14 protein-coding genes and 1 pseudogene are annotated in these 17,998 nt (G+C 69.8%); 13 read left to right on the top strand and 2 right to left on the bottom strand.

The annotated features are described in order from the left end of the window. Positions 1-658: 658 nt before the first annotated feature. Positions 659-943, bottom strand: a pseudogene (locus BC793_RS52950) (sacsin N-terminal ATP-binding-like domain-containing protein); the annotation flags it as partial. 384 nt (positions 944-1,327) lie between these two features. Here BC793_RS52950 and BC793_RS37670 point away from each other — a divergent pair. The 4 genes from BC793_RS37670 to BC793_RS37655 all read left to right on the top strand — a co-directional run bounded on the left by BC793_RS37670 (position 1,328) and on the right by BC793_RS37655 (position 9,341). Then, a complete protein-coding gene (locus BC793_RS37670; protein WP_109601368.1) occupies positions 1,328-3,097 on the top strand; it encodes an N-6 DNA methylase in 1,770 nt (589 codons plus the stop codon). Positions 3,098-3,180: 83 nt separating this feature from the next. Then, positions 3,181-6,261, top strand: coding sequence for a protein kinase domain-containing protein (locus tag BC793_RS37665; RefSeq protein ID WP_275416284.1), 3,081 nt, complete (start codon positions 3,181-3,183; stop codon positions 6,259-6,261). A 65-nt stretch (positions 6,262-6,326) separates the two neighbouring features. Then, positions 6,327-7,685, top strand: a complete 1,359-nt coding sequence (locus tag BC793_RS37660; protein WP_109601364.1) for a serine/threonine-protein kinase — start codon at positions 6,327-6,329, stop codon at positions 7,683-7,685. A gap of 99 nt (positions 7,686-7,784) precedes the next feature. Continuing rightward, positions 7,785-9,341, top strand: coding sequence for a GGDEF domain-containing protein (locus tag BC793_RS37655; protein ID WP_239170502.1), 1,557 nt, complete (start codon positions 7,785-7,787; stop codon positions 9,339-9,341). Between the two features lies 1 nt (position 9,342). Here BC793_RS37655 and BC793_RS37650 read toward each other — a convergent pair whose 3' ends face one another. Further along, on the bottom strand, positions 9,343-10,362 hold the full coding sequence (locus BC793_RS37650; protein WP_109601361.1) for an SGNH/GDSL hydrolase family protein: 1,020 nt from the start codon (positions 10,360-10,362) through the stop codon (positions 9,343-9,345). On the opposite strand from BC793_RS37650, the gene BC793_RS37645 reads away from it, so the two are divergent. The 9 genes from BC793_RS37645 (at position 10,345) to BC793_RS37605 (ending at position 17,868) form a co-directional block, all read left to right on the top strand. Beyond that, positions 10,345-10,692, top strand: a complete 348-nt coding sequence (locus BC793_RS37645) for a hypothetical protein (RefSeq protein WP_146246635.1) — start codon at positions 10,345-10,347, stop codon at positions 10,690-10,692. The two genes, BC793_RS37650 and BC793_RS37645, sit on opposite strands and share 18 nt — an antisense overlap. Positions 10,693-10,989: 297 nt before the next feature. After that, a complete protein-coding gene (locus tag BC793_RS37640) occupies positions 10,990-12,030 on the top strand; it encodes a neprosin family prolyl endopeptidase (protein ID WP_239170501.1) in 1,041 nt (346 codons plus the stop codon). Between the two features lie 83 nt (positions 12,031-12,113). After that, a complete protein-coding gene (locus BC793_RS37635) occupies positions 12,114-13,058 on the top strand; it encodes an NAD(P)-dependent alcohol dehydrogenase (RefSeq protein WP_109601355.1) in 945 nt (314 codons plus the stop codon). Between the two features lie 65 nt (positions 13,059-13,123). Then, positions 13,124-13,936: a transporter substrate-binding domain-containing protein gene (locus tag BC793_RS37630; protein ID WP_239170500.1), complete on the top strand. Its 813-nt coding sequence runs from the start codon at positions 13,124-13,126 to the stop codon at positions 13,934-13,936. Between the two features lie 2 nt (positions 13,937-13,938). After that, positions 13,939-14,727, top strand: a complete 789-nt coding sequence (locus BC793_RS37625) for an amino acid ABC transporter permease (RefSeq protein WP_239170499.1) — start codon at positions 13,939-13,941, stop codon at positions 14,725-14,727. 5 nt (positions 14,728-14,732) lie between these two features. Then, positions 14,733-15,509 (top strand): amino acid ABC transporter ATP-binding protein, encoded by a 777-nt coding sequence (locus BC793_RS37620; protein WP_109601450.1) that lies wholly within the window; start codon positions 14,733-14,735, stop codon positions 15,507-15,509. Positions 15,510-15,615: 106 nt separating this feature from the next. Next, positions 15,616-16,377 (top strand): cutinase family protein, encoded by a 762-nt coding sequence (locus BC793_RS37615; RefSeq protein WP_249037403.1) that lies wholly within the window; start codon positions 15,616-15,618, stop codon positions 16,375-16,377. Positions 16,378-16,419: 42 nt separating this feature from the next. Next, positions 16,420-16,776 (top strand): PRC-barrel domain-containing protein, encoded by a 357-nt coding sequence (locus tag BC793_RS37610; RefSeq protein ID WP_109601348.1) that lies wholly within the window; start codon positions 16,420-16,422, stop codon positions 16,774-16,776. A 93-nt stretch (positions 16,777-16,869) separates the two neighbouring features. Further along, positions 16,870-17,868: a serine hydrolase gene (locus tag BC793_RS37605; protein ID WP_109601346.1), complete on the top strand. Its 999-nt coding sequence runs from the start codon at positions 16,870-16,872 to the stop codon at positions 17,866-17,868. Positions 17,869-17,998: the final 130 nt, after the last annotated feature.

The raw sequence follows: 17,998 nt of genomic DNA, 5'->3' as shown, positions 1-17,998 counted from the left end.
TGAGTTCGTCGTTGAACGGGTTCTTGTCGTACAGGTTCTGCCGGTCTTCGCTGGTCTTCCACGGTGCGTTGAGCAGGCCGCGCAGTGTGGTGGCGTAGTTGGTGGGGAAGAAGGCCCAGAAGGTGCCCCGGTCGTTGCGACCCTTGTCCGGCACCGCCCAGGAGACGTCGATCTCCGGGCGGTTGTGCAGCTCACCCGCCCCCTCCTGCGCCCCAGAGGAGGGATGGAAGGTACGGGTGAAGACCCGCCACGAGTTGGTGGTCTGCCTGCCGTCGGTGGACGCCTCCAACGTGTAGTGGTCGCCGTCGGAGCGTACGAACAGTTCTCGCAGTGTCGTACGCCTGCCCTTGGTGCGATCCTCGAGCAGCAGTGAGCGCACGTGTGGCGAGAAGAGCTGGAACTCGGTGGGGAAGGCGTGCAGGTCACGGCTGAGCCGGTCGGCCTTGCCGGGCAGCAGCGGGAGGCGGACCACGGTGGCGGCCCACGTCAACAGTTCGGCCAGGATGGGGTCGGCCGCGGATTCGCGGTCGGTGTCCAGCACGCGCCCCATCCGCAGGATCGGGATCTCGGCGGCGTCGGGCGCCACCGCGCGGATGGTTCGTTCGGCCCACTCGCGGTCGAAACCGAAGGATCCGGTGGTGCTGAAGAACTGCGGGGCGTCGCTGACGCTCAGGACCGACTTCACGCCGACTCCGAAACGTCCGATCTGGCCGCCTCGCTTACGGGAGACGCCCATGCGCAGGATGGTGTCGGCGCCCGCGGCGGTCATCGGATTGCCGCTGTTGGCGCAGTAGAGGAAGTCGTCGGTGAGGACGACGCGGATCTCCCCGTCGCGGACGGCGCGCATCTCGTCGGCGCCGTTCTGCACCAGTTCGTAGATCTGGCGATCGCCGTAGCCACCCTGGGTGATCCGTCGCTCGCCGTTGGCGTGTTCCTGGACCATCCCGGGATCGATCTCGTAGTGACGCAAGGCGACCGAGGAGAGGTTCTCCACGATCTGGCGGACGGATGTCTGCGACGGTGTGGGGGTGGAAGAGCTCATCAGTCCCGCCTCGAGCCGGTTGGGGCACAGTCACGCGATAGCTGTGGGAGTGGTAGTGCGGCACTCAATTATCCGGACGTGAGCGGCGTTCGTGGTGATGACGACTCCGCCGTCCGGGCGGTCCGAGAGGTCCGACCGGCGGACGTCTCGGCTGTGCCGCCCTCAGACCGTAAACCGTTGCCGTGAACAATGTCAACGGCACTTGTTGGCGACGAATTTTGTCAACGCTGCCGCGCCGGGTAGCCTCCGGACAAGGGGGTGGACAGGGTGAAACATGGGGGCGAAGTGACCGCCGGTGACATCGCACGTCTGGCGGGCGTCAGTCGGGCAGCGGTGAGCAACTGGCGCAAGCGACACCCGGACTTCCCCAAACCCGTCGGCGGCAGCGTGTCGAGCCCGACGTTCCCCCTCGCGGAAATCGAGGTGTGGCTCGAGGCCAACGGCCGGATGCCCACTCGGACCGACGTCGACCGTCTCCACCTCGTGCTGCAGCGCGCGTCGATGGACTCCGACGACGCCGTCGCCGCGATCGTGCGGCTCCTCCTCGAACCCGAGCCGGCCACGGGACCCTACGCGCAGGTCGCCGCCGAGATACGGGCCATCGCCGCGGAGATCGGCACCGACACCGTCCTGGAAGCGCTCGCCACCCGCTTCGTCGATCTTCGCGACCGGCGCGGCGCCGGCGGGCGATCGACGAGCGCCGAGGTCGCGGCGCTCGTCGTCGAACTCGCGCAACCACACGGGTCGACCGTCATGGACCCGGCCTGCCGCACCGGTGTCCTCGTACACGCCGCCATCGCCCGTCATGCCGCACGCGTGATCGCCCAGGACGCCGACGACGACCTCGTCGCGATAGCCCGCGCCCGCCTGGCCGCCGCCGTCGACCGCCCGACCCGGGTCGAGGTGCGCCGCGGCGACCTCGTCGTCGACGCCTTCGCCGACGTCCGCGTCGACATCGTCGTCAGTGACCCGCCCAACGCCGGCGGCTGGCCCTACGAGGAACTCGCCCGGGACCTCCGATGGGAGTACTCCCTACCACCGCGCAGTGAGCCCGAGCTCGCCTGGATACAGCACGCGCTGGCACGGCTGCACCCGGGCGGGCACGTGTGGATGTTGTTGCCCCCCGGCGTCGCCGAACGGCCGGCCGGGCGACGGGTGCGCCGTGAGCTGTTACGCCGAGGCGCCCTCCGCGCCGTGATAGCCCTACCCACCGGCGTCACCGCGCCGTACAACATGCGGCGGCACCTGTGGATGCTGCGCAGGCCGGATGCGGTCGACGGGCCACAGGCCGTCCTGATGGTCGACGCAGAACAGCCGTGGCCGGAGGCCGCCGAGATGATCCGAGGCGCCGTCCGCGCGCACCTCGCCGGCCGCCCGCTGCCCGACGAGATCGGTGCCCACGCCGTCCGGCTCGACCCGGTCAGTCTCAGCAGCGAAGACGTCGACCTCACCCCGTCGCGCCACGTGTCGGGCTCCCAGCGGGCCCCCGACTTCACACAGGTGGCCGTGACCCGGGACCGACTGGCTGCGGCGATGGCATCCCTGCCCGCATCGCTCCCGCCGGTGCAGGCCCGCCGATCCTCACACGACCCGGTGGCCGACACGACCGTCGGAGACCTGGTGAAGAGGGGCTCGCTGGCCGTCATCGCCGAACCCGGCTCACCCCTGCGCGCAGGCGACGTCCTGATCTCGTCCACCGGTCCCCGCCCGGATCTGCAGGTCGTCGACCACGACGGCGACGGCGAGCCGCTCGACAACCGGCGCATCTGCATCCGCTCGAATCCGGATCACTGGGATCCGTGGTTCATCCTGGGCTGCCTGAGCTCCTCGGCCAACCTCCGACGCGTCGTCTCCACCGGTTCGATCCCCCGCATCGAGGTCCGGCGGGCGCGCATACCCTCGTTGTCCCCGCGGGAGCAGCACCTCTACGGTGAGTATTTCCGGCGCCTGCAGGAGATGCTCGTCGGGTTACGACGGGCGACGGCCCTGGGGGAGGAGTTCGTCGAGATGATCGTGGGAGGGCTGCTCGCGGGCACGCTCGACACGGACCGATGACCACGTCGATCGGCGGGCGGTAGTCGTTGCGGGCACTGACGTCAGACGACCCACGGTGGATCGGCGACGACCACCGCTTCGAGGTGATCGGGTGTCTCGGCAGCGGCGGGATGGGTCGGGTGTATCTCGCCCGCTCACGGACGGCTGAACATGTCGCCGTCAAGGTCCTGCTGCCGCACCTGCTCAGCGATGAGCGGATGCGCCGCCGGTTCGCGTCGGAGATCATCAACCTGCGCCAGGCCCAGGGTCTGCGTGTCGCCGGATTCCGCGGGGCGGACATCGACGCCCGCCGCCCATGGTTGGCTGTCGAGTACGTGCCCGGCCGGACGCTGCGGCAACACGTCGACGGTCGAGGCCCGTTGGCGCCGCGACTCGTCGCGGCGCTGGGTGCGCTGGCGGCCGAGGGCCTGATCACGATCCAGGACGCCGGGTTGATCCATCGAGACCTGAAACCGGCCAACATCATGCTGGGCGCGGACGGCCCCCGCATCATCGATCTCGGCATCGCCGTACTCTCCGAAGGCCATGAACACCTGACGCAGACCGGCCAGACGATGGGCACCGTCGCCTACATGTCTCCCGAGCAGGCCACCGGGGAGTCGGCGCCGACCCCCGCCACCGACGTCTACGCGCTGGGCGCGACGCTGCTGTTCGCCGCGACCGGGCGCAATCCCTATCCGAGCGGCCCGGCGCACGCGGTGGCGGCCTGGATCGCCGACGCGACCCGTTCACCGGATCTGTCCGGCCTGCCGGCCGACCTGATGCCGTTGATCAGCGCCATGCTCTCGTTCGACGGCCGCCTGCGTCCCACCGCCAAGGAGGTCGTCGCCGGTTTCACCGTCCTCGCGACCGCGGGCGGCCACGAGTTCGGCGACCTGCGCGCCGAACTCGTCCGGGAGACCTCCACCGGAACACCGCACACCACGGCGGCCCCGGTGACCGCACCACCCACGGACTCGACCGACTGCTACACCGGACCCACCGAACTGGTCGGCGCGCCACCGCCGCCGTCGGTGAGTCCGTCTGGCAACCACCGTCCCGACAGACTGATCGAGGGGTCGATGAACACCGGAGCTCACCTAGGGGTGCTGGTCAGCGCCGAGAAGGAGATCCTGAAACTGTCCCGCTCCGACATCGGCGCGGTCTTCGAGTTCCAACACAAGTTCCGGGCCAATCCGCACGCCCAAGGGCTTCGCCTCAAGCAACTCAAAGGCGACGACAACCTGTGGTCCGCCCGGGTCAACGCCGATCTCCGCGCCGTCCTGCTGCACGTCACGGCGGCCGATTACCTGTTGATCGACGTCAAACACCGTCGCGAGGTGTACGACGACCTCGGCCGGTACGCCTACCGGGTCAACCGGGTGACCGGTGGCCTCGATGTCCTCGATCTGGAGCCCGTCGACAACGACATCCTGAACCGTCTGCTCCCCCCGACGGCCGAGCCGCTGTTCGACGCCTTCGACGACGAGGTCCTCCTGAGCCTCGGAGTGACCGAACTGCTGTTGCCGCACATCCGCACCCTGACCGACGAGGACCGGTTGCTGCAACTGGTCGAACACGCGCCACAGCTCACCGTCGACGTTCTGTTCGCCCTGCACGACGGCAAGACGGTCGCCCAGGTGCGGCAGCAGATCACCGAGCCGGTGCGGATCGACGACACCGTCGATCCGGACGACCTCGCGACCGCCGTGGCACGGCCGACGACACCGGTGACCACCGACGACGAGGCGCTGCTCGCCGTGCTGGACGAGAGCTTCATCAAATGGCAGGTCTTCCTGCACCCGACCCAACGGGCGCTGGCGACCAAGAAGACGTCCGGCCCGACCAGGGTCAGCGGCGGCCCCGGAACGGGCAAGACCGTCGTCGCACTGCATCGTGTGGCACACCTGGCGGCGAGCCTGCCGGCCGGTGACGATCGGCCCATCCTGCTGACGACCTTCAACCGCAACCTGGCCAACGATCTCGCCGCCCGGCTCCGCACCCTGGGCGGTCAGGCATTACTCGACCGGGTCGACGTCCGCAACATCGACCGGCTGGCCCTGCACATCGCCCGCGAAGGCACACCGGGTGAAGCACGACAGCTGATCGACGACGACCGTCTCGTCGAACACTGGCGCACCTTCCTCGGCGAGGTCGGCCACACTCGGTGGAGCCCGCAGTTCCTGGCCGACGAGTGGAACGGCGTGATCCTGAACCAGATGCTCGGCACCCGCGACGAGTACCGCCGGGCCCGACGGCTGGGCCGCGGCAGGCCGCTGAGCCGTGAGGCACGCGACGCCGTCTGGGCGCTCACCGAGCAGTTCGAGGCCTGGCTCCAGAAGCGGAGGATGTGGAGCCTGCGTCAGGTGGCCGTCCAAGCCGCCCGTCTGGCGGAGCAGGGCACCACCGGGCGGTACCGCCACGTCATCGTCGACGAGGCACAGGACCTGAGCATCGCCCACTGGAGACTGTTGCGCGCCCTCGTCCCCGCCGGCCCCGACGACCTGTTCGTGGCGGGCGACTCCCACCAACGCATCTACGAGAACAGGGTGGCGCTCTCCACCGTCGGCATCGGCGTACGCGGCAGGAGCCACCGTCTGACACTGAGCTATCGGACGACCCGGCAGATCCTGGCCGCCTCCCTGGAACTCGTCAGTGGCGAGTCCTACGACGACCTCGACGACGGCCACGAGACGTTGGACGGATACCGCTCGCTGCTCGCGGGCGGACGGCCGACGTTCCAGGCCGCCGAATCCTGGCAGCAGGAGCTCTCGAAGATCGTGGACACGATCCGGGCCTGGCAGAACCTGCCCGGTGGCATCGCCGTCGCCGTCCCCACCCGTGGACTCGCCGCCGACGTCGTCGACCACCTCGCCACCGCGGGTGTCGACGTGGTCGAGATCGGCTCCGACGGCCCCGGCCGGACCGACGGGGTCCACGTCGGCACGATGCACCGCTTCAAGGGCCTGGAATACCAGCGCATGATCCTGGCCGGCATCAGCGACGGACTCGTGCCGAACCAGGCCGTCTACGCCTGGCGAGACGAGGACCCCACCCGTTTCCGCATGGAGCGCCAACGGGCCCGGTCCCTGCTCTTCGTCGCCGCCACCAGGGCCCGCGACGAGCTGGCGGTGTTCTGGCACGGCACGCCGAGCCCGTTCATCACCCACAGGCTGCTCCGGTGAACGGTCCCGCGCGCGCATTGGTCGCCGACCGGTACGAACTGAGCAAGGCACCTCTCGTAGGAGGCATGGGGGAGATCCACCGCGCCTACGACACCCGCCTGGACCGGTTCGTGGCGCTCAAACTGATCAATCGAGACCTTCTCGACGACGACGTCGCGGAGGAGTTCGTACGTCGTTTCCGTCGGGAGGCTCGGCTGGCGGCCCGGGTCACCCATCCGGGCATCCCGATGATCCACGATGTGGGCCGAGACGGCCGTCGTGAGTACATCGTGGCCGAGTGGGTGGAGGGCTCCACGATCCGAGAACTCATCGACGAGGTCCATCCCGTGCCACTGCCCTGGGTGGTGTTCATCGCCACACAGGTGTCGGCTGTACTCGCGCACACCCACGCGGCCTCACTGATCCACCGCGACCTCGCCCCCGACAACGTGATCCTCTGTCCGGACGGCGGCGTCAAGGTCGTGGACTTCGGCGCGGCCATCCTGTACGGCGGCCTGTCCACCAGACTCACCCCGCCCGGTCTTGTCATCGGTCGGGCGCGTTACCAGGCGCCGGAGCGAACCCTCGGGATCTCGACACCCCGCACGGATCTCTATGCCCTGGGGCACCTGATACAGGACCTGCTCACCGGACACGAGCACATACCCGACGACCTCGCGATCGTGGCCGCGGAACTGACGAGTGAGACCCCGCAGCACCGACCCGGATCCGCCGCGGAGGTGTACGACCGGCTGAGCGCACGACTCGAACCACTTCCCCGGCTCGTGGGCTTCGTGAACCGGTCACCTGCCGAGACGATCCTGCGTTACAACGAACTCCGACGTCGACCGGCCACGGCCGTACCCGAGAACGCCGGCACGGTGGGAAGGCCGCTGTCGGACTCGACTCCCGTCGACCTGCGCCGGGTTCGGTCCCTCGCCGAACGCTACGGCCGAGACGGGCAACACCACAGGGCCGTCGAGGTCCTGGAGGAGGCCATCGCACAGACTCCGGGCCGCGATCGCCCCGAACACGCCGAGCTGCACAGGGACCTGGCCATGGCGCTGGTCGCCGCGGGCGACGCCGCCCGATCCGCCGCCGCATGCGCGGTCGCGCTCGATATCCTGCAAGCCCGGTTACCCGAGGGACATCCGGCGATCCTGCACCTACGACGGGAGCAGGCGCGGGCACACGCCGACCTGGGCGAGGGGGCAACGGCCGTCTCGCTGTACAGGCGACTGGTCGATGAACCGTGTGGCCGAGACGGCCTGCCCGCCGACGACAGGTATGCGATTCACGAGGAACTGGCCGTTCAGTACGCCGTCCTCGGCGACACCGCCCGAGCCGTCGAGGTGCTCGACTCCCTCGCCGGGCCTGCCTCGATGCCGGGCGATCTAGCGGCTCGTGTTCGCCTGTTCCCGGAATCGACGGCTGGAGGACGCTAGACGCGAAAACCGCGGAGCGCACCACCGTCGTTCCGGGCGGAGACCTCACATCCGAGGTCGGGCGGCCGACGGTATGGCCATGGGAAACGGGGCTTGCCGATGAACCGCCTGCCGGTGCTGGTGTCACCTTACGGTGCCTATCCCGGCCTTGCGCTGCACGTGCATGACCTCACCATCCGCGGTCACCACGCGGAGACGCTGACCGCCGCGGACGAGGCCGAGGCGATCCTGCTGGCGCTGGGGGACCGGCGGACGCACCGGATCAGCCGGCTCGGCCGGATGTACGCGCTCAACGCGATGGGCCGGCTGGACGAGGCACTGCAGATCGGCGAGGAACTGATCGCCGACCAGGACGCGCTCGGCGGCCCGAGGGCGACCGACGCCAAGATCCTGGCCGACGTGGCGCGGGTGCTGATCAACCTCGGCCGCATCGACGACGGCCTGCACCACGTGGCGCGGGCGATGGCGCTGCTGGACGTGGCGCCGCGTAAGGGGCCGCGCTACTTCTCCGCGATGTCGTCACTGGGCGAGGCGGCCCGCAGCGCCGACCTGTTCGAACTCGCCGACGACGCGATGCGCCGCAGCCTGCAGTCGTTCGACTCGCCGGACATGCTGTACAAGTCCGGCGCCGAGCTGACCCACGCGGAGCTGTTGCTGGAGTGGTCGCTGCGGCTGGAGCAGGTGGGCCGTACCGAGGAGGCGGCCGGCCTGATCGGCAGGTGCGAGCCGGTGCTCCGGTTCTGGATGGAGCAGGGTATCGACTCGCCGCTCGGTGCGGCGCTGCTCGCCGTCTGCCACGCCAAGACCGGCCGGATCGAGGAGGCGCTCGCCGTGGTCGGTGAGCTGCTGCCCCGGATGCGGGCGGCCGGCCAGCACCACGAATCGCGTCTGCTGCACCTGGCGCACGGGCTGGCCCTGCGCGCCGCCGGTGAGTGGCGGGCCGCCCACCGCGAGTTCCGGGCCGCCCTGGAACTCGCCGCCCTCAGGGCCGAACGGCTTCTCTTCCAGTACGAACTGGCGGTCACGGCGGCGTCCGAGGTGCCCGGTGAGGCCACCCAGGCGATGCTGGAGGCGCTGCGCACCCACGTCGAGGCGCTGTGGCAGCTGCGGTTGGACCGGCGCACGATGCTGCGGCAGGCCTACCGCCGGGTCGAGCTGGAGGCGGCGCGGACGTCCGCGGACCTGGCCGCCGCCTCGGACGCGCTGACCGGGCTCGGCAACCGGCGGATGTTCGACCGGCACATCAACACCCTCGTCGACGGCGGCACGCTGCTGCTCATCGACGTGGACCACTTCAAGGACATCAACGACCGCTACTCCCACGGTGTCGGTGACCGGGTGCTGGGCGAGATCGCCGCGGTGCTGCGCTCGCACTGCCGGCAGAACGAGGTGGCGATCCGGTTCGGCGGGGACGAGTTCGCGCTGTTCCTGGCCACCGGGGAGGCCGAGGCCCGTACGGTCGCCGAGCGCATCCGCCGGGTGATCCAGGCCCGTGACTGGAACACGATCATGCCCGGTCTGCGGGTCACCCTCAGCATGGGCCTGGCCGCGAGCCGTCCCGGCGAACCGGGCCGCGACCTGTACGACCGCGCCGACGCGCATCTCTACGTCGCCAAACGCTCCGGGCGGGACCAGCTGGCGGCCGCCGCGGCGTGATCTAGAGCCGCGCGCCGATGACGGGGGCGAGCCGGTCGGTGATCGCCTGGTGGCCCTTGTCGTTGGGGTGCACCGAGTCGCTGAGGCCGTCGGGCGGCAGCCAGCCCGTGGTGTCCACGTAGAACACCGCCGCGTCACCGGCGGCGTTGCGGACCCGCACGGCGGCCTGTGTCTCCGCCGCGTACCGGCCGGCGAACGTGCGCATGGCGAAGAGCCTGGCATTCGGGAACCTGGCCCGGATGCGGGTGAGGAACGCGGTGTACCTCGCCTGGAAGTCGGGCCCGCCCACCCCGTGGCCGCGGTCGTTGGTGCCCAGGTTGATCACCACGGCGTCGGCGGTGTAGCGGCTGAAATCCCACGCGGCGGTGCCGGCCTGCCCGCCACTGGCCATCCAGTAGCGGGTCTCGTGCGCCCAGCATCCGTCCGCCGTCTCGGACAGGCACATGCCACCGATCGCGATCTGGGTGTGGTGGTGGCCGAGCCTCTCGCCGGTCCGGAAGCCGTAGCCGGTGACGGCCAGCTGGCTGCTCGTCGTCCCGGCCGTGATCGAGTCGCCGATGAACTCGACCAGTCGGGGGCGGGCCGGTGCCTTGAACGTGGTGGCGCCACCGTCGAGGATCAGTCCCTGGAAGACGGCGTCGCCGGTGTAGGAGCCGGCCACCTGCCGGTAGCTGACGATCAGCGTGTGGTTGCCGGCGGCCAGCGCGGTGGGTGTCAGGTTGATCGTGCCGGAACCCTTGAAGGCGGTGAAGGGCCTGCCGTCGATGGAGGCCCACAGGTCGACGGTGTTGCGCTGCTTCAGCTTCACGGTCCGCCCGGTGAAACCGACCCGCAGGTACGCCCCGGCCCAGTACGGCACGTAGGCCGAGGCGTTCGTGGTGTTCCAGCGCCCGACGAAGTCGATGCCGGGGTCGCCCGGGGTGCCGTCACCGGCCGCCGCCCGGGCCGGAGCGGACGGGGCGAGCAGGGCGCCGGTGAGTGCCGCGGCGATCAGCACGGTGGCGTGCAGACGACCTCGCATGACGACCCCTCTGACATGGAGCGCTCCCAGTCGGACGGTCGTATCGTCACCCGCTCAGCGATCGATGTCAATCAATGCATGGCGGGGGACCGGCGTACCACCGACGGCGTCGAGGACAGCCGGTGCGCGGCCGAGTTCGCCCGGTACGCGGCCTTCATCGGCGCCCGGTCGGGGGTGGCGACAGGCGGGGCCGGCATCGGCTCAGGCGGCGCCACCCGTCGCCGCTGGCGCATCCGGCGCAGAACCGCGATGACCGCCGACAGTGGGCGCCTGAGTGGTGATACGGAGATGACCTTCATGGCGAGGTTGCCTTCCTCCGGTGACGCATGAGAACGATTGGAAAGAACCGTAAGTCAGATTGGCTCTTTCAGTAATCGCTCGCGAGGGGTCATCCGAAATCCGGTCCGAGCGCCGGTTCCGCAAATGTCACGGCAGACCCGAAAAAATCTCATCGTGGCTGCTCGCAGGGGTTTCTACGAGACCACTCGGAAGATCGGACTACCCCGTTCGAATATTCCGCCGCTAATAGCATCACGGCCTATTCCTGAGCGCTGCAACGGCGCTATACGGTGACCCGCGCCGCCGAGACACGATTCCGGCACCCGACGAAAACCCAAGGACTGACAAGTGTCGAATTCACGCCGAGGAGCGTTCGCTGCCGCCCTGGTCGCCGTAGTGGTCGGCTCGATCGGACTCACCTCCACCCTCAACGCAGGGGCGGAGGAGGTACCGGAACCGGCCCCCACCGTCGTCTCCCCGGCCCCGGAGGAGGAATCCGAACCCGCTCCGCCACCGAGACTGCCCTGGGGGGCGGCGCCCACCAGCCTCGACACCGGCACCGACGGCGCCAGCAGCGAGATGCTGCAATCGTCCGGTCTGGACGCGGCCGCACCCGACGACGAACCGGCCACCGACGAGTACGCCCCCAAAGGGCGCTCCTCGCGCACCGGCGTTCTCAAGTCGGAGCCGACCGAGATCGTCCCTCCGCGACCACCGACCATGAACCAGGCCTCGCAGACCGTCTACTTCCACTACAACGTCGGGTCCCAGGCCGCGGTTACTGACGGCGCCTATGCCAACTTCTCCATCAACAAGCCCACCCTGGCGTCCTCGGACTACCACACGCTCGCCGAACTGGCCGTGCAGTCCAGCAGCGGCAACCAGATCGTCGAGGTCGGCTGGAACGTGGACCAGGTCGTCAACGGCGACGACGACCCCCACCTGTTCGTCTTCCACTGGGTCAACGGCCAGCCCACCTGCTACAACGGCTGCGGCTTCGTCCAGTACAGCGCCAACATCAGCCCCGGCGACACGCTCCCGCAGGACGTCACCAAGCGACTCGGCATCCAGTACTACAACGGCGCCTGGTGGATCGCGTACGACACCGAATGGGTCGGCTACTACCCGGCGTCGCTGTGGTCCGGCGGCTTCACCCAGACCGGCCTGGTCCAGGTGTTCGGCGAGGTGGCCGCCGCCGCCGCCGCGCCCTGCACCGACATGGGCAACGGCCTGCACGGCGCCTCGGACACCTCGTCGGCCCGCATCGGCAGCGTCAGCTACATCAACGGCCCGGCCGTCGACATGTACGTGCGCAGCACCAGCAACCACTACGACGTCACCAAACTGAGCGGCCGGACCTTCCGCTACGGCGGACCCGGCGCCTGCTGACCCGGCCGGAGGACCGATGCCCGCTCCCGTCCCGGAGCGGGCATCGGGGGCCGGCCGGGCGTCGTCCTGCTACGTTCGGGCCGGTGAGAGCCGTCGTCCACGAACGGTACGGACCACCCGACATGCTGCGCCTCGAGGACCTGCCGACCCCGGTGCCCACCGCCGGACAGGTGCTGATCCGGGTCGCGGCCACCTCGATCAACCTCAGCGACTGGGAGACCCTGCGGGGCACCCCCTTCTACTCCCGCCTCGGCGGCCTGCGCACCCCGGCCCGCCCGGTCCTCGGCTCCGACATCGCCGGCCGGGTCGAAACGGTCGGCCCGGGCGTCACCCGATTCCGGCCCGGCGACGAGGTGTACGGCGACAACCTCGCCCTCAAAGGCGGATTCGCCGAGTACGCCGTCGCCCCCGAGCGCGTGCTCGCCCACCGCCCGGCCGCCCTCGACCCCGCCACGGCGTCCACCATCCCGCAGGCCGGGGTGATCGCGATGCAGGGCGTCGCCGGTACCCGGCCCGGGCAGCGCGTCCTGATCAACGGCGCCGGCGGCGGATCCGGTGCGTTCGCGATCCAGCTGGCCAGGCGGGCCGGCGCCGAGGTGACCGGCGTCGACAACGAGGGCAAACTCGACTTCATGCGGGCGGTCGGAGCGGACCATGTGATCGACTACCGGCGCGACGACTTCACCCGTACCGGACCGTACGATCTGATCCTCGATCTCGTCGCCCACCGCTCGGTGTTCGCCTACCGCCGGGCCCTGGCCCCCGGCGGCCGTTACCGCTGTGTCGGCGGATCGACGCGGACACTGTTGCGCGTCCTGACCGCCGGCCCGTTCACCGGGCGCCGCATCGGGGTGCTGGCGGTCAAGGCGGGCCCGGACCACTTCACCCCGGTCGCCGACCGCTGCGTGGCCGGTGACCTGACCGTTCACATCGACCGCACCTTCACCCTCGACCAGGTGCCCGAGGCACTCACCCACGTCGGCGAGGGGAGGGCTCGGGGCAAGATCGTCATCGTCCAGCCGGCCTGAGAAGATGACCACATCGGATTAGTCTGATGTGGTCCGAACAGGTCTGGCCGGGGAGACGTATGAACATGCTGGGACGCACTCGAAAGGTGGCGGTCCTCGCGGCCGCCGTGACGCTGGCGCTCGCCGGCTGTGCCAAGGAGGACACCGGTGGCACCACCGCGTCCGGGGTGCCACTGATCAAGACCGGGTCGCTGACCACCTGCACCCACCTGCCGTATGCGCCGTTCCAGTCCAAGGACGCCGCCGGCAAGGTCGTCGGTTTCGACGTCGCGCTCATCGACCTGGTCGCCACGAAACTCGGCGTCACCCAGGCGATCGTGGACACGCCGTTCGAGGGCATCAAGTCCGGCACCGACCTGGAGTCCGGCAAGTGTGACATCGCCGCGGCCGGCATGACGATCACCGACGAGCGCAAGAAGGTCCTCGACTTCTCCGACCCCTACTTCGACGCCACCCAGGCGCTCGCCGTCGTCACCGGCAAGGAGGTCAAGACCCTGGAGCAGCTGGCCGGCAAGCGCCTCGGCGTGCAGGGCGGCACCACCGGTGAGGACTACATCAAGACCCAGGTCGCGGAGAAGAAGCTCGACGTCGAGGTGGTGTCGTACAAGGACCTCGCCGCGCTCCAGCAGGCGCTGTCCACCAACCAGGTCGAGGCCGCCGTCAACGACCTGCCGGTCTGGAACGAGTACATCAAGGCCAACCCCGGCAAGGTCGCCGTCGCGGCCGGGTTCGACACCGGCGAGCAGTACGGCTTCGCCGTGAAGAAGGGCAACGCGGCGCTGCTCAAGGCGGTCAACGAGGCTCTCGCGGCGGCGAAGTCCGACGGTACGTACGAGAAGCTCTACGCCACCTGGATCGGGGACAAGCCCACCGTATGACCATGAGTCCACGGCGCCGGCGGCAGCTCTTCCGGGTCGCCGGCTACGTCCTGTTCGCCGCGGCGATCGCCGCCGTGGCCGCCGCCGCCGACTGGGGGCGCCTGTCCGACGCGTTCCTGCGCCTCGACGTCGCGGAGAGCATGTTCCCCGAGGCGATCACCGTCGCGCTGCGCAACACGATCGTCTACACCCTGCTGGCGTTCGTGTTCGGTCTGACGCTCGGGCTCGTGCTGGCGCTGATGCGCCTGTCGTCGATCCTGCCGTACCGCTGGTTCGCCACCGCCTACATCGAACTGTTCCGGGGGCTGCCGGCCCTGCTCGTGCTGTTCATGGTGGGCTATGGCGTACCCCTGGCGTTTCCGGACCGGGAGATCCCCGGCGGCGTCTACGGGTCGGTGGCCGTCGGCCTGGGCCTGACCGCCGCCGCCTACATGGCCGAGACCATCCGGGCCGGTATCCAGGCGGTCCCGCGAGGGCAGCTGGAGGCCGCCCGCACGCTCGGCATGTCGCACCCCCGGGCGATGATCTCGATCGTCCTGCCGCAGGCGTTCCGGATCGTCATCCCGCCGCTGACCAACGAGATCATCCTGCTGACCAAGGACACCTCCCTGGTGTACGTCCTCGGCGTCACCTCGACCACGATCGAGTTGACCAAGTTCGCCGGTGACACTCTCAACACCCGGGTCAACCCGACGCCGCTGGTGGTCGCCGGGCTGCTCTACCTGGTGATCACCCTGCCGTTGTCGCAGCTGGTCCGCGGGCTGGAACGCCGCGCCGGAAGGGAGAGGTGACCGCGATGTCGACGATCGAGATCAGTGGCCTGCACAAGTCGTTCGGCACCCTGGAGGTGCTGCGCGGTATCGATCTGTCGGTCGAGCCGGGTGAGGTCGTCTGCGTGATCGGGCCCTCCGGTTCCGGCAAGTCGACGCTGCTGCGCTGTGTCAACCTCCTCGAGGAGCCGACGGCCGGCTCGATCCGGGTCGCCGGGGTCGAGGTCACCGACCCGGACTGCGACATCGACGCCGTCCGCCGCGGTATCGGCATGGTGTTCCAGCAGTTCAACCTGTTCGGGCACCTGACCGTGCGGGAGAACGTCACGATCGCCCAGCGGCGGGTGCTGCGGCGCAGCCGGGCCGACGCCGCCCGGATCGCCACCGCGAACCTGTCCCGGGTCGGGCTGCTGGAGAAGGCCGACGCGTATCCGGCGCAACTGTCCGGCGGTCAGCAGCAGCGCGTCGCCATCGCCCGGGCCCTGGCCATGGACCCGCAGCTGATGCTCTTCGACGAGCCGACCAGCGCGCTGGACCCGGAACTCGTCGGCGAGGTGCTCGCCGTCATGCGGGGGCTCGCGGCCGAGGGGATGACCATGCTCGTCGTCACCCACGAGATGGCGTTCGCCCGCGAGGTCGCCTCCCGGGTCGTGTTCATGGACGCCGGCGTCGTCGTCGAGCAGGGGCCGCCCGCCGAGGTGTTCGGCCGGCCGCGGGAGGAGCGCACCCGCGAGTTCCTGCACCGGGTCCTCGAACCGACCCGGGTCAGTGAGAACGAGATCGGCGTCCAGCGCAAGGAGTGACGGGCATTCTGAGACGGCCGTCGCGTGAACCGGCGGCCGTTGAGCCCGTCGCCCAGCTCCCGCCGTACCCCTCACCGCATACCCATGGCGGAAAGGGTGAGGCAGAATGGTCACACAACGTAAGCGTCCCGGGAAGTCTCGTCGCATCATGCTGGTCGGGATCAGCGCCGCGGTCGTGGTCGGCGGAGCGGTGGTGACGCCGCAGGCGTTCGCGGCCACCGTCCCGGGCTTCGGCCGGTTCGGTTTCTTCGGCTCCCGCAACAACGCCGGTGCCGGTACCGGCACCGGCGGGGCCGCCGCGGACAACGGCAGCTGCACCGATGTGCAGCTCGTCTTCGCCCGCGGCACCGGCGAACCGCAGGGTCTCGGCATCGTCGGACGGCCGCTGGCCCAGGCGCTCGGCGCGGAGCTTCCCGGTCGTACGGTCAGCTCGTTCGCCGTCGTCTACGCGGCGGCGAGCAACCAGCGCAGCGCCGGCCCCGGCGCCACCAACATGAGTCAGCACATCGCGTCGGTCGCCGCGGCATGCCCGCAGACGCAGTTCGTCATCGGCGGTTACTCGCAGGGTGCCAGCGTCACCGACATCGCGATGGGCATCCGTGGGGCCGGTACCGCGGGTGAGGCGATCCCCGCCGACCTGGCCGGCCGGGTGTCGGCGGTCGTCGTCTTCGGCAACCCGCTGGGCCTGCAACGCCGTACGATCGCCGGCAGCAGCGCCGTCTTCGGTCCGAAGGCCAAGGAGTTCTGCAACAACGGCGACCCGGTCTGCGGCGGTGGCAACAATTTCGCGGCCCACCTGGCCTACCCGCGCAACGGCACGGTGCAGCAGGGTGCGGAGTTCGCGGCGGGCCTGATCGAGGGGAACTGACGCCGGGGTTTCCGGCGGTTCCCCGCGGGCAATCCCCCTCACATGTTTCCAGCGGAGAACCTGCGTGACTGGCGTGGTGAGAACGTCGTCGACCCGGAAGGCGACAAGATCGGCGATCTGGAGGCGATCTACGTCGACACGATCGGCGACGAACCGGCCTTCGCCACCGTGCGGATCGGCTTCATCGGCCGGCACCGGCTCGTCTTCGTGCCCCTGGTAGGCGCGACCGTCAGTCCCAAGGCGATCCGTGTCCGTTACGACAAGAAGCTGGTCGGCAACGCCCCGAGCATCGACCTCGACGGGGAACTGGCGGCCACCGACGAGCCGGCGGTCTTCGCCCACTACGGGCTGCCCTACCAGCCGGGCGCCTCAGGAGCCCGCCGGCTCGCACGCCGCTGAGGCCGGACGGGGCCTGTGCTGCGGTTTCCTCTCCTATGGGCGGATGTGGTGTACCTTGCCGCAGGTTCACCGTTTCCACATTGAGGGAGAGCGATGTCAACGAGCATGTCCCGCCGCTCGGCGCTGGGGCTCGGAGCCGTGGCCGCCGCCGCCGGAGCCGGCGTGAGCAGCCCGGCCGAGGCCTCGTCGCGGGGACCGGCACGCATCCGCAAGGTGTACGAGAAGGAGAAGCGCAAGGCCGGCGGGGTCTGGCACACCCACATCGCCGAGGTCGGTGCCGGCGGGGCGCTCCGGCCGATCGTGGAGGACGACGCCGATCACGTCACCCACGGCTACAGCGTGCAGAAACTCGCCGTCGCCGTCGCCGTGATGGACAAGATCGACCGTGGGCTGCTGAGCCTGGACACCAGGCTGGACATGCAGGCCGACATCATCCTCGGCGGTTCCGGCATCTACCACCTGCACCGGGTGTGGGGCGACGAGATCACCGTCGCGAACTTCCTCACCGCCATGCTGCTGGTGTCGGACAACACGGCGGTGCGCATGTGCGGCCGTGTCGTCCCGGCGCTGGAGATCAACGAGATCCTGGCGGCCAAGGGGTTCGTGCACACCCGGGTCGAGCCGGTCGCCAACCCGAACCGGTTCTTCCTGGGCACCACCACCCCGCGCGAGATGCACGACCTGCTGTGGCGGCTGGCCACCAAGACGCTGCTCACACCGGCGTCCTGTGACTTCCTGCTGAGCATCACCCGCTGGCTCAACGGCTACCACGACGGCGTGCGCCGGGTGATGTCGTCGCGGGAACGCGAACGCGTCGCCACCAAGTACGGCGCCGACTTCAACGAACTCGGCGAGTCCCGGCACGAGGTCGGCATCATGTTCGGCGCCGACGGGGCGCCGCTGCTGACGTACGCCATGTTCGCCGAAGGGCTCGGCGAGCCGGAGAACTACGGCGCCACGCACCCGGCGGTGCAGGCCCACGCCACGATCGGCCGCACCCTGTTCGACAACCTCCCGGCCCCACGGCCGGCCGAGCGTGGCGCGGTGCCGCGCACCGCACCGAAGCCGTTCCACCCGGTGAGCGGCGGCTGACCCGACGCGACCCTGCGAGGGGAACCGGTCAGCACTTACGATGGGCGTCGATTCCCGGGAGGCGCAGGGGTGAGTGCTGAGGTGTTCCGACGGCTGCCACGTCAGGTGGGCCCGCCGCCCCCGGGGGCGG

The organism is Actinoplanes xinjiangensis (assembly GCF_003148685.1).
Lineage (GTDB): Bacteria > Actinomycetota > Actinomycetes > Mycobacteriales > Micromonosporaceae > Actinoplanes > Actinoplanes xinjiangensis.
The sequence above is the reverse complement of the archived record's forward strand: the minus strand, read 5'-3'. Positions and strand labels throughout refer to the sequence as shown.

What these genes read in the sequence shown, in the direction of transcription:
- BC793_RS37605 (WP_109601346.1), top strand. Translation starts at nt 16,870, where the DNA reads ATGTCAACGAGCATGTCCCGCCGCTCGGCGCTGGGGCTCGGAGCCGTG.
- BC793_RS37610 (WP_109601348.1), top strand. Translation starts at nt 16,420, where the DNA reads ATGTTTCCAGCGGAGAACCTGCGTGACTGGCGTGGTGAGAACGTCGTC.
- BC793_RS37625 (WP_239170499.1), top strand. Translation starts at nt 13,939, where the DNA reads ATGAGTCCACGGCGCCGGCGGCAGCTCTTCCGGGTCGCCGGCTACGTC.
- BC793_RS37660 (WP_109601364.1), top strand. Translation starts at nt 6,327, where the DNA reads ATGGGGGAGATCCACCGCGCCTACGACACCCGCCTGGACCGGTTCGTG.
- BC793_RS37650 (WP_109601361.1), bottom strand. Translation starts at nt 10,362, where the DNA reads ATGCGAGGTCGTCTGCACGCCACCGTGCTGATCGCCGCGGCACTCACC.
- BC793_RS37630 (WP_239170500.1), top strand. Translation starts at nt 13,124, where the DNA reads ATGCTGGGACGCACTCGAAAGGTGGCGGTCCTCGCGGCCGCCGTGACG.
- BC793_RS37620 (WP_109601450.1), top strand. Translation starts at nt 14,733, where the DNA reads ATGTCGACGATCGAGATCAGTGGCCTGCACAAGTCGTTCGGCACCCTG.
- BC793_RS37615 (WP_249037403.1), top strand. Translation starts at nt 15,616, where the DNA reads ATGGTCACACAACGTAAGCGTCCCGGGAAGTCTCGTCGCATCATGCTG.
- BC793_RS37655 (WP_239170502.1), top strand. Translation starts at nt 7,785, where the DNA reads ATGAACCGCCTGCCGGTGCTGGTGTCACCTTACGGTGCCTATCCCGGC.